Annotated in this window: 13 protein-coding genes; 6 read left to right on the forward strand and 7 right to left on the reverse strand. The window is 66.7% G+C overall.

Features of this window, described 5'->3' with window-relative positions; translation table 11 throughout:
- Nucleotides 1-105: 105 nt before the first annotated feature.
- From EFK10_RS02380 to EFK10_RS02390, 3 genes are all read right to left on the reverse strand, one after another.
- On the reverse strand, nt 106-912 hold the full coding sequence (locus EFK10_RS02380) for a hypothetical protein (protein WP_127354109.1): 807 nt from the start codon (nt 910-912) through the stop codon (nt 106-108).
- Between the two features lie 251 nt (nt 913-1,163).
- Entirely contained in the window at nt 1,164-1,667 is a 504-nt protein-coding gene (locus tag EFK10_RS02385; protein ID WP_127354110.1) for a DinB family protein, read from the reverse strand.
- A 111-nt stretch (nt 1,668-1,778) separates the two neighbouring features.
- A complete protein-coding gene (locus tag EFK10_RS02390; protein ID WP_127354111.1) occupies nt 1,779-3,074 on the reverse strand; it encodes an IS256 family transposase in 1,296 nt (431 codons plus the stop codon).
- A 432-nt stretch (nt 3,075-3,506) separates the two neighbouring features.
- Here EFK10_RS02390 and EFK10_RS02395 point away from each other — a divergent pair, with 432 nt between their 5' ends.
- The gene (locus EFK10_RS02395; RefSeq protein WP_127354112.1) at nt 3,507-4,034 is read left to right on the forward strand and encodes a GNAT family N-acetyltransferase; all 528 of its coding nucleotides are present in this window, start codon (nt 3,507-3,509) and stop codon (nt 4,032-4,034) included.
- Between the two features lie 834 nt (nt 4,035-4,868).
- Here the strand turns inward: EFK10_RS02395 and EFK10_RS02400 are convergent.
- From EFK10_RS02400 to EFK10_RS02415, 4 genes are all read right to left on the reverse strand, one after another.
- Nucleotides 4,869-5,603 carry a dienelactone hydrolase family protein gene (locus tag EFK10_RS02400; protein ID WP_127354113.1) on the reverse strand — a complete coding sequence of 245 codons (735 nt, stop codon included), beginning with the start codon at nt 5,601-5,603 and terminating at the stop codon, nt 4,869-4,871.
- A gap of 438 nt (nt 5,604-6,041) precedes the next feature.
- Nucleotides 6,042-6,455, reverse strand: coding sequence for a VOC family protein (locus EFK10_RS02405; RefSeq protein WP_127354114.1), 414 nt, complete (start codon nt 6,453-6,455; stop codon nt 6,042-6,044).
- Entirely contained in the window at nt 6,452-7,036 is a 585-nt protein-coding gene (locus tag EFK10_RS02410; protein WP_127354115.1) for a dihydrofolate reductase family protein, read from the reverse strand. The genes EFK10_RS02405 and EFK10_RS02410 overlap by 4 nt, the downstream gene beginning before the upstream one ends.
- Before the next feature lie 509 nt (nt 7,037-7,545).
- Nucleotides 7,546-8,094 carry a DUF3291 domain-containing protein gene (locus EFK10_RS02415; RefSeq protein WP_127354116.1) on the reverse strand — a complete coding sequence of 183 codons (549 nt, stop codon included), beginning with the start codon at nt 8,092-8,094 and terminating at the stop codon, nt 7,546-7,548.
- 449 nt (nt 8,095-8,543) lie between these two features.
- On the opposite strand from EFK10_RS02415, the gene EFK10_RS02420 reads away from it, so the two are divergent.
- From EFK10_RS02420 to EFK10_RS02435, 5 genes are all read left to right on the forward strand, one after another.
- Nucleotides 8,544-8,993 carry a DUF6093 family protein gene (locus EFK10_RS02420; RefSeq protein ID WP_127354117.1) on the forward strand — a complete coding sequence of 150 codons (450 nt, stop codon included), beginning with the start codon at nt 8,544-8,546 and terminating at the stop codon, nt 8,991-8,993.
- A 3-nt stretch (nt 8,994-8,996) separates the two neighbouring features.
- Complete coding sequence (locus tag EFK10_RS02425; protein WP_127354118.1) at nt 8,997-9,416, forward strand: DUF6093 family protein; 420 nt, start codon at nt 8,997-8,999, stop codon at nt 9,414-9,416.
- A gap of 80 nt (nt 9,417-9,496) precedes the next feature.
- Nucleotides 9,497-9,880, forward strand: coding sequence for a hypothetical protein (locus EFK10_RS46905; protein WP_164835786.1), 384 nt, complete (start codon nt 9,497-9,499; stop codon nt 9,878-9,880).
- Nucleotides 9,880-10,287: an HK97 gp10 family phage protein gene (locus EFK10_RS46910; RefSeq protein ID WP_164835787.1), complete on the forward strand. Its 408-nt coding sequence runs from the start codon at nt 9,880-9,882 to the stop codon at nt 10,285-10,287. Before EFK10_RS46905 ends, EFK10_RS46910 begins: the two co-directional genes overlap by 1 nt.
- Complete coding sequence (locus EFK10_RS02435; RefSeq protein WP_127354120.1) at nt 10,284-10,535, forward strand: hypothetical protein; 252 nt, start codon at nt 10,284-10,286, stop codon at nt 10,533-10,535. The genes EFK10_RS46910 and EFK10_RS02435 overlap by 4 nt, the downstream gene beginning before the upstream one ends.
- The last annotated feature ends 93 nt before the right edge of the window (nt 10,536-10,628 follow it).

Below are 10,628 nucleotides of genomic sequence, written 5' to 3' on the forward strand. Positions count from 1 at the left end.
TCTCAGGCGATGTGGTCCGCCGGTGGCGTTTCGAAGTGATATCAAGGCTGCATGTTGAGCCAGGACTGGCTATCCGCCCGCAAGACGTGCCGCCAGGTCTATGCCCTACTGGGTGAGTTTGATGTGCAGGCCGGCGCTGTCCTGCGTGGCGACCTGGGTAAAGCTGCCCTCATGCCACCAGAACACCGAGGGGCTCAGCGCGCCCGGTGACTCCTCGAAGCCCACGGCGGTGAACCGGGCCATGGTCTGAAGCGAAGGGGCCACGCCACTGTCGCGGATCACGTGGAAGGCGAGTTGGTGCCGGTGCGGCAGCGCGACCAGGATTCCGTCCGGCGCCGGCGCGTCCTTGGTGTAGCGGCGTACGACCTCGTCGAGGACCAGGGCGAGGCTCGCGATGAAGTACGAGCCGCCCATCAGCACGTCGAAGTGGGTGCCGTCCTTTTCCCTGACCACCTTGTGCTTGTCAACGCGGACGGCCCGGAGGTTCTGGAGCGCACGGTCTCGAAGGGCCGTGATTTCACCCAGATCGGAGAGGGAGTCTGCGGTCAGCATGTCGACGGTTTCCGGGAGGTCGAGCGCCAGCACCTCCAGCAGCCCCGGGACCGATTGGGGACCGTACCCGAAGGCCTTCAGGAGCGCGGGTTCGCCGGGAATGAAGCGGGGGTAGAGCTGGGCCAGGAGCCGTTCGTGCGGCAGGGTCCTGAGAGCCTGCCGTCCATCCATCGAACGGATGACCCGGTCGACATGTTCGTCCACCAGCGTCCGCCAGCTCCGGGGACCGCGGCTGTCGTTGTGGCACACCGCCGCGAGATTGGACAGGCCGAAGCGCCGATCCTGCGCGGTCACGCCTCCCGGTTCGACCGTTACCTCGATGCCGCGCTTCGCGAAGGCCTCGCGGACGAAGGTGCGCAACCGGGCAGCCTCCGCCTCGGACAGGAACGCGAACTCCCCGTCGCGCGGTAGGTCCGCCCCCTCACGACGTTCTCCGCGCCGAAATATCCCCACCGTCCCCCCAATCGTTCGAAGCTTTGGATCATAGCCGCGACCGGGCCAGGCGCCTTCTTCAGGTATTCACGCCTGGTGCGGAGTCCGACGCCGGACGGCCCCTCGATTTGCACCTTCTCGGCTGCTACCAGACCGCAACCCGGATCGACCTGCGTGGATCAGCCCCGGTTGTGGTCGCCAGTCGAGCCGTCGATGAACTCGCGCAGGATGTCCATGTGGCCCGCGTGCCGCGAGGTCTCTGTCGTCATGTGGATGAGTACCCAGCGCAGCGACACGGCATCGCCGGACCATGACTTGCCGAGTTCGTCGATGCCGAGTTCGTCGATCACCTTGTCGGCGGCAGCTCGGGCGCGGCCGTAGAACTCCAGAATGTCCCCGGTGGACTCGTGCGGCTCCACCCGCATGTCGGACGTCTCGTCGACATCGAAGTCGAACGGCAAGGGCCCCGTTTCGCGGCCGAAGGTCTCGCAGAACCAGCCGAGCTCCGCACCCCCCAGATGCTTGACCAGACCCAGCAGGTTTGTCCCCGACGGAGTCATCGTTCGCCGCAACTGCTCATCGTCAAGGCCCTCAAGCTTCCACAGCACCGCATCACGATGCCGGTCGAGGGCAACGTGCAGACTCTCCTTCTCGCCACCAGTAAATGGCACGCGCTTTCTCATGCGCGGACCGTAGCAGCCGCCCCCGACAGAGCCGGGCCACCTCAAGTTCGGGTCTCCCGAAGCAGCGCCGTCGGGTCTGTCCAGCCAACGGTGTAACTCGGGTGTTGTGAGTTAGCGGCGGCCGACGGAGAGTCGGCCGTCGAAGGCGATGTCGAAGGCCTGCAGTGCGGGCTTCCATCGCATGGTCCAGCGTTTGCGTCCTTGGCCGGTGGGATCCAGGCTCATGACGGCCATGTAGACGCACTTCAAGGCGGCGGCCTCGTTCGGGAAGTGCCCGCGGGCGCGGACGGCTTTCCGTATGCGGGCGTTGACCGACTCGATCGCGTTAGTCGTGCACACAATTCGGCGGATCTCGGCGTCGAACTGCAGGAAGGGCACGAACTCGGCCCAGGCGTTCTCCCACAGTCGCACGATCGCCGGGTACTTCTCGCCCCACTCCTCCTGGAACTCCAGGAAGCGGTCCTCGGCAGCCTGCGCGGTGGGCGCGGTGTAGATCGGCTTGAGCGCGCGGGAGATCTTGTCCCAGTCCTGGCGGGCCGCGTAGCGGAACGAGGCCCGCATCAGGTGGACCACGCAGGTCTGTGTGATCGCTTGCGGCCACACGGTCGCGATGGCGTCGGGCAGGCCCTTGAGGCCGTCGCAGACGACCATGCACACGTCCGCGACGCCCCGGTTCTTGATCTCGGTCAGGACCTGGAGCCAGTATTTGGCACCCTCACCGCCGTCGCCGGCCCACAGTCCAAGGATGTCGCGGGTCCCGTCGACGGTGACGGCCAGGGCCACGTAGACCGGACGGTTCGCCACCTGGCCGTCCCTCACCTTCACGTGCACACAGTCGATGAAGATGACCGGGTAGACCGAGTCGAGCGGCCGGTTCTGCCATTCCGCCATTCCGTCCAGGACCTTGTCGGTGATGGTGGAGATGGTCTGCTTGGACACGCTCGCGCCGTAGACCTCGGCCAGGTGGGCGGAGATGTCCCCGTGGGTGAGGCCGCGCGCGGACAGCGACAGCACCATCTCGTCCACGCCGCTCAGCCGCCGCTGCCGCTTCTTGACGATCTGCGGCTCGAAGCTGCCGTCACGGTCGCGGGGCACCTCGATCTCGACCGGCCCGACCTCGGTCAGCACGGTCTTGGGCCGTACTCCGTTGCGGGAGTTCCCGCTGCCCACACCGGCCCGGTCGTGCCTGTCGTAGCCGAGGTGGTCGGTGATCTCGCCCTCCAAGGCGGACTCCAGCACCCGCTTGGTCAGCTGCTGCAGCAACCCGCCCTCGCCGGTCAGCTGCAATCCCTGGGACCGGGCCCGGTCGACCAGCTTCCCGATCAACTGGTCGTCCAGTAGATCCGCCGACAGCTCGACCGGCAGGACCTCTTCAACCGTCTCAACCGAGACAGTCACGTCACTCATCAGGTGCTACTTCCTTGATCGGGAGTTACACCGATGACCGTACAGACCCGCGCCGTCGACACCCGCACTGTCTGGTCTCGTTCAGCGTGACAGCAGAGAAGTCTCTGAGCTGGCCGTTGTCGGTTTGCGGTGGGAATCTCGGAGGGTTCGAGGACTCGGCGCGGGAGAGGCTTGGTCAGCAGCGTGCCGGTGTCCCGTCGGTCATGGCAAGGGGGTTGCGTTCTGAGCTGGGATATGTCGGGTGTGCGGAAAGGATGACGCCGCGGTTCTCGCCGGAGATGGCGCTTTCTGGTGATGGTTCGCGGGTATCGATGCCGGGGCGGGCCGTGAGGTCACGTAATTGACTGTCGCGTGCGCCTCCGGGGTGGCTAGGGTCCGGTCACTGAGGCGTTGGGACGCGAACGTGACTGGCTGAGGGTGGGGACAAGAGAGATGCCGGAGCGGACGGATGCGCCACTGGTGCGGATCGAGCCCTGGGCGGATGCCGGCCTTGACCTGCTGCGGCGTGTCAACACGCCGCAGATGAAGAAGCATGTGGGAGGCCCGGAGACTGATGAGCAGGTTCTTGCGCGTCACCAGAAATATCTGAACATCGCCGCGATGGGCAAAGGCCACATGTTCATCATCGTCCTGTTTCCGGAGGCCATAGGGGTCGGCACCATCGGCTACTGGGATCGGGTCTGGCGGGACGAGGCCGTGTATGAGACCGGCTGGAACGTCCTGCCGCCGTTCCAGGGACGGGGGATCGCGGTCGCTGCCGCAGCGGCAGCCGTCGCGGACGCTCGGGCGGAGGGGAAGAACGATCGCATCCATGCGTTCCCGTCCGTCGACAACCCCGCGTCGAACGCGATCTGCAGCAAGGTCGGCTTCTCCTTGATGGGTGAGTGCGACTTCGAATATCCCCCGGGGCGCTTCATGCGAAGCAACGACTGGTGCCTGGATCTCACCTCGGCAGCGTGAGGTGTTCCGGGCGTGGTCGGCTCAATCCTGTCGGCAGCCCTCGGGCGAAGTGTCCTGTCGCAAATGATCTGGTCCGAGCACCTGGCCGTGACCTGGGACGACCAGATCGATTGAGACGGCAGGTCGCTGGAAATCTCCGGGGATCTGGTCCGCGAGAGAGGTTTGCCACTTGCCCTCGATCGAGCGTTCGGCCGGATGACCTGCACGTCTCAATCGACCTGGTCCGCCGCAGGAGGATCGGACCCGACCGTCTGAGACTGGGACCAGGTCGAGCGAGACGGGACACGAAGCCCAGCGACATCGTTGTCACAGGCACCTGTCCTGTGCCATCGAACCTTGAGCCTGTGTCAGCGATGTTTGTTTGATCGATAACAGCCTGTGCCGGGACACGATAGAGGTCACCTGGACACGGTTTCTGTCACAGCGACCGGCGGCGTACGTACGGCAGGACCATCGGCGCAGGTCGGCGTCACGGGCCCGATGACAGATGCCCTGTCCCTTACGCCGGTGGTGACAAGAATCCTGTCCCGGCGGTGACAACAAGCGCGTCCTGCGCGCCGTTGAGGCCCAGGCCGCAGGCGTTGATCGGTGACAACTGCCGTGTCCCGGCACACAGCCCTGGCGACGAGCGCACTGGTACCGCGCCGTACCGCTGGTGGCCGAGCGCCGCCCCGACCGGTCGGCACCGACGATGGCCGGTACCGTCGCGATCGGGGCGGTTGTGTAGCTGCTGACCACCGCCGTCGAGGAGGGCCGCGGCCTGCCCTTTGATGAGCGGCGTGCTGGCCGGCCCCGCCTACCGTCTACTGGCCTGGCGGTGGGGTCGGCCCACGGCTAGCGCAGGTGCCGGGTGAAGAACTGAGCCGCGGCGTCACCCGCGTACTGCGGGACGCCGGTGTGCCCGCCCAGATTGGCGTTCAGCGCCTTCTCCTTCGAGCCGAAGGCGTCGAAGAGGTCCAGGGCCGCCTGCCGGTCGTTCCCGTCGTCGTCCCACTGCAGCAGGACGTGCAGAGGAATGGTGACCTGACGGGCCTCCTCGAACATGGCCCGAGGGACGAAACTCCCGGCGAACAGAACAGCGGCCGAGATGCGCGGATCGACCACCGCCAGCCGGGTCCCGATGGAGATCACTCCCCCCGAGTACCCGACCGGGCCGCCGATCTCGGGCAGCGACAGCAGGGCGTCAAGAGCGGCCTGCCATTCCGGGACCGCCTTGTCGACCAGGGGGAGGATGAGCGCGTCGATGATCTCGTCGCTGACCGGCTCGCCGGCCTCCAAAGACCGACGCAGGTCGGCGAGGGCCTGCTCGGCGGCAGGCCAACGGGGCCGGTCGCCGCTTCCGGGGAGCTCGATGGTGGCCGTGGCGAAGCCGTCCGCCGCGGCGTGCCGGGCCCGGGCCACCAGCCGGGGGTACGCCTTGCGCAGCCCGAGAGGAGGAGGGCCGAGCAGGATCAGCGGCATCGGTGCGGACGCTGATTCAGGCGTCCACAGGATGCCGGGGATCTCGCCGAGGGTGAATTCGCGCTCGAGGACACCGTCGTCGAGGCGCTGTTCAGAAGTGAAATGCATGGTCGTGCCTTTCGGGAGTGCACAGAACGGCGCTCCCAGACGACGACCTATCGCCCGACCGTGACCCCGGAGGAGAGCACCCACGTCGATTCGTTCACGGGTACCACCTCCTCAATCTCTCGCACGGCCTCTGAAAGGTTAGCAGACCAGTGGGATCAATCTTCGATGGCACGAACTAGCGTCCGCCAAGGTTCGATGGCACGCGTTCAAAGTTCGGTGGCACCGGACAGCACCTTTGCTGTTCGCCGTCATTCAATCGAGGTGTGTCCTTTGACAGCGAAGTTAGTCGTGTGCGGCGCGCTGACCTGCGGTGACTGGATTGGATGTCAACGAGTCTGCTGGTGCTGATGTCGTTGGGGAGAGTAATCGTCGAGACCTGTGGATGGGGTGGGATGGCGCCTCGCGTTGCGCCGCGGTCGCGCACAGGCCGTGGCCGCCTCAGGCGAAGTCGGCTGCGGTGATGCCGTCGGGATGTCCGGACGGCCACTCCACCAACTCGATCCGGTAACCGTCCGGGTCCGTGAGCCACGACGTCTTCGGACCGTGAGGGCCGCCCGGGTACTGGAGGGGTTCGGGCCCCAGGCCGGCTTCGTTCAGTGTCTCCAGGGTCGTGGTGAGCGTTTCCACCTGGATCGCGAGGTGGTCGAAACCGCTGCCCACGTCGACCGGTCCGTCGCCGGGGCGGTGGACCAGTTCGAGCGAGGCGGCCGGTTCGTCGGGGAACTTGAGGATCACGAGGCGAGCCCCGTCGCCGACCTCGACCCTGCCCAGTTCGGCGTAGCCCAAGGCGGTGTAGAAACCGAGCGAGCGGTCCAGGTCGGTGACGCGGTAGGAGACGAAGAGCGTCTTCACGCGGACTCCTCGGCCCGACGCACCTGGTAGCGGAGGTGCGTGACGTCGCGGTCCTCGAGCCGTCGGACGAGGTCGAGTTCGATGTGATCACTACCCAGGTGGTCGAACAGCCGTCGGCCGTCTCCGAGGAGGACCGGAACGAGGTGGATCTCCATCTCGTCGACCTGCCCGGCTCGGAGAAGTGCTTGGGCCGCCCCCGCCCCATGGACCATGACCGGCCGGTCTCCTGCGGCTGCGCGAGCCTGACGGGCGCAGTGCTCGACATCGGTGACGAAACGCGCGTGGCCGGGTGGTACATCCCCGTCATCCGCTTGGTGGGTGAGGACGAAGATCGGCACGCCGTCGTGGTGGTTGCCCTGCCAGCGCCCGGCGAGTTCGAAGGTCCGACGGCCGGAGATCACCGCGCCGGTCGCCAGCGCTTCGCGGTAGACCTGGCCGCTCGGACCGTCGGACTCCCGGTCGTCGAGCCAGTTGAAGAGCCGTCCACCGTCGCGTCCGAGCTCCTGCCCCGGCCGATCGTCCGGACCGGCGATATAGCCGTCGAGCGACATCGACATATACAGCCGAATCGGATTGTTCATCCTGGTCTCCATCTCTCCTCCATGACACCGGGATCTGGCGTTTCCTGATCCGTCGGCGGGTGTGTCACGAGGAAGACGTCCGGCAACCGGCAAACTCATCGGCCCGACTCGCTGGCCCTGCTGCCGGCCTCCTGAGGGGGCTGGCAGCAGGCGCACGACCTCGTCCGCCTCAGCCGATACCGACATAAAACACCCTCAGCCTGCTCACCCCTCACGACTAGATTCGCTGTCAGAGAAGCCGAAACGACTGGGTTCGATGTCAAACGCCTCGGTTGGATGACAAGGGACAAGGTGACCGGTCGCAGCGAACCCAGTCGCGTGCCGATCTGTCTCAACGAATCCAGTCGTCGCACGTTAGCGGGGCAGGATGGCAGGGCGGTTCCGAGGCCGACCGTCTCAACCAAGTTAGTCCGCCCTGCTCAGAGGCCCGTGGTCGACTGGGTTCGTTGCGACCGGTCACGAGGCGTTTGACAGCGAACCGAGTCGTTCAGGCTTCCTTGTCAGTGAACCTAGTCGCTCTTCGGCCCGATGCCTTTGATCCTGGTCGGAGTTCCGTCCGGGGCGAATGAGTGGTGGAAGGTGAAGGCGTGCGGCACGGAGCCGTGGTCGTGGAGGTGCTCCAGCCTGGAAACCCCGTCCCGCCAGGTGGGTATCACGCCGTCGGAGACCCACCAGCACACGTAATTCGGGTGCCCTGTCCTCTCGAACCAGTCGTAACGCCTGTTCAGTGCCTTACGGTGCAGATCGGTGTAGACGGCGTCGAAGGCGGGGCGCAGGTCGGTCCAGAGTGAGAGGGTCGCGGCCAGGGCGGTGGTTTCCAGCGTATGGCCCTTGCCGTACCACGTCGGTACGGCGAACTCTCCCCATGCACCCCAGTCCGCCTCGAAGAGCATGCCCCGGTCGCCGTCTGCCGCTTCAGCACGCGCGAGGTATCCGGGGTGCTGACTGATCTTCCGGTAGACGGCCTCACCAATGTCGTAGAACTCGCGCGTGAGAGGTGCGGGATCGGCGAGAGGTGACTTCAGGACGCCGAATGTGTACAGCGCAAGATGGGGCATGCGTCTCTCCCTGGTTGGGGCTGCTGGCGTGGACCCGGTTCGGTGGCTTACGCATGGGGGCGAGGGTTCGTGGGGCATGACCGACTCATCCCGTCGCAGGTGGCCCAGCCTGAAGGAACCCCTGTGCGACCGTGGGCGACCACCGAAGTCCAGGTGAAGGTAGCTGCCTCTGCGAGCCATGTCGAAGTTGCGATTTCCCTGTCCAAGTGGCCTCTGCACAGGTCCTTGCGGGAACTGGGGTGGTGGCGCTGCCTGCCGCCGTGGAAGTCCGCATCGGCCCAGCAAATGCCGAGAAGCAGCATCGACAACCCCGCTCAAGCCGGTGTGCCGGGGCGACGCCAGCGGCGTTGTCGGCGTCGACTGGGTTGGATGACGGAGCGACTGGGTTCACTGTCAAAGGACATTTGCTGCCAGGGGAGTTGTCCTCACTACGACCTACGCTCGAACGTATGAGCACTCCTCCGCCGCCCTCCGAGGGGCTTACGCTTGCCGCCGTCGCCCCCATCGTCGAGACGCGCATCCTCGTGGACACTGTCGAGATCTTCCGCCCGGGACCGCAAATCCTGAACCCGGACACCGGCGTGTACGAGCCCGGCCCGGACACCGTCGTCTACACGGGCTCCGGGGCGATCTTCGGCTCCGGCGGGCCCGGCCTGGTGCTGTCCCTGCAAGGGCAGGCGTACGCCGACGACACCCGCAACCGGTACCGGCTGCTGACACCCCTGGACGCGCCGCTGGCCTCGCGGGACGACCAGGTGCGGGTCATCGCCGCCACCCAGGACCCGGGCCTGATCAACCGCACGTGGCGGGTCCTGGACATCTCCGACGCCAACAGCCTCGCGGTGGTCCGTACGACGTGGCTGGACGAGGTCACCCAGACCACCACGCCGGTGGTGTGACCGGTGCCTGTGGATCTCACGCAGGCCAAGGCCGCTCTTGAGGCGCAGCTGACCGACACGGTGCGGATCTCCCGCACCGCCGGCCAGCCCGCCCTGGACCCGGTGACCGGGGAGCCGGGCCGCACCCCGACGAGCGTGGTGTACGAGGGGCCGGGGGCGGTGCTGTCCACGCACGGGCAGATCGTGTTCGGTCAGGTCCTCGGCATCGACTGGCTGTCGGAGGGCTCGGCCTGGTACCGGCTCGTGACGCCCGTGTCGGCGCCGATCGCGCTGCCCGGCGACCTGGTGGAGGTCGTCACCGAGCAGGGCGGCCTGGCGGGGCGTACCTGGCTGGCCGATGACAACACGGAGGCGTCGACGGTGGAGATCTGCCGCTCCACGCGGCTGATGGAACGCATCACCACCGCTGCCGCAGCCATCTGACTCTTCGACGTCTTGGCGGCCTCGCGTACCGGTTGCGCGGGGCCGCTGGGCTGTCCTCGCGCCTTCGTAAGCTGATCAGCATGGATGACGAGCTGCACCAGGTGCGGATCACCGCCGACCAGGTGACCGGGACGGTGGCCCTCGATGGCCGCGACATCTCCCATCAGGTCTGCGGCTACGAGCTACGCCAGTACGCGGGCAAGCCAGCGGAGCTGATGCTACGTCTGTCGCCGAAAGTGAAGGACGAGTTCGACGGCCTGGCCCGCGTCGTGGTCGGTGTCGACCCGGACCCGGGACCGGCCGCGGCCGCGTTCTTGTCGGCGATCGACGCGAGCGAGCTGGAGCGGCACGCCCTGAACCGGCACGACCTGATGGACGGCGGGCCGAACGAGTTGGTCCGGGCGATGCTGCGGCTGCTGCAGGAGTGGGCGTCCGGCCAGTGGCAGCCGGAGGTGAGCGGGTAGTGGCGAGTGGGGGCGCCTTCAGCAACGGCGCCGAGATCGCCGCACAGTTGCAGGTGCGTGCCGCCGAGGTGCTGCCGTCGGCGGTGTCGGTGGTGCGGCACTACGCGATGCTGATGGAGACGCAGATCAAGGCCAACGCCTCAGGCAGGCCCGGCCCGAACGCGCCGACCGGCGACTACCGGCGCTCGTGGACGCATGAGGTGCACGTCGGCGGCGACGCGGTGACCGCCATCGTCGGCACCAACAAGCCGCAGGCGCTGCGCCTGGAGTTCGGGTACGTAGGCACCGACAGCTTGGGCCGAGTCTATGACCAGCAGCCGTACGCGCACGTCGGCCCGGCTGTGGAGAGGGTGGGCCCGCAGTTTGTGGCCGCCCTGGGGCGGGTCGCGGACGGGGGCAGGGCGTGAGCGGCATCGCCGAGGACCTGCACCAGGCTGTCGCCGGCGTTCTGCAGGCCCACGGCTACGGCATGGTGTCGCGGTTGGTGTTCGTCGTGGAGCTCGTCGACGAGGAGACGGGCGGCCTGGGCCTGATGCGCGGGGTGACGCCGTGCGACATGCCCGTGTGGTCTGAACTTGGGTTGCTGCAGTACGCCATGACGGACATTCAAGCCAGCGTCACCCAAGAGCGGGTGACCGGAAGCGAGGGAGACTAGTGTTCTGCGTCGTAAATAGCGAGTCTAAGTTCTTGCTATTTTTTTGGTCCGGACGGGGTGATCTTGGAGAGGTAGTCGGCGAGTGACTTCAGG

Origin of the sequence: Streptomyces soli (assembly GCF_003999195.1) — a bacterium.
Taxonomy (GTDB): Bacteria; Actinomycetota; Actinomycetes; order Streptomycetales; family Streptomycetaceae; genus Actinacidiphila; species Actinacidiphila soli.

Coding starts and splice junctions, on each gene's coding strand:
- EFK10_RS02385 (WP_127354110.1), bottom strand. CDS start 1,667: ATGAGAAAGCGCGTGCCATTTACTGGTGGCGAGAAGGAGAGTCTGCAC.
- EFK10_RS02390 (WP_127354111.1), bottom strand. CDS start 3,074: ATGAGTGACGTGACTGTCTCGGTTGAGACGGTTGAAGAGGTCCTGCCG.
- EFK10_RS02395 (WP_127354112.1), top strand. CDS start 3,507: ATGCCGGAGCGGACGGATGCGCCACTGGTGCGGATCGAGCCCTGGGCG.
- EFK10_RS02400 (WP_127354113.1), bottom strand. CDS start 5,603: ATGCATTTCACTTCTGAACAGCGCCTCGACGACGGTGTCCTCGAGCGC.
- EFK10_RS02410 (WP_127354115.1), bottom strand. CDS start 7,036: ATGAACAATCCGATTCGGCTGTATATGTCGATGTCGCTCGACGGCTAT.
- EFK10_RS02415 (WP_127354116.1), bottom strand. CDS start 8,094: ATGCCCCATCTTGCGCTGTACACATTCGGCGTCCTGAAGTCACCTCTC.
- EFK10_RS02420 (WP_127354117.1), top strand. CDS start 8,544: ATGAGCACTCCTCCGCCGCCCTCCGAGGGGCTTACGCTTGCCGCCGTC.
- EFK10_RS46905 (WP_164835786.1), top strand. CDS start 9,497: ATGGATGACGAGCTGCACCAGGTGCGGATCACCGCCGACCAGGTGACC.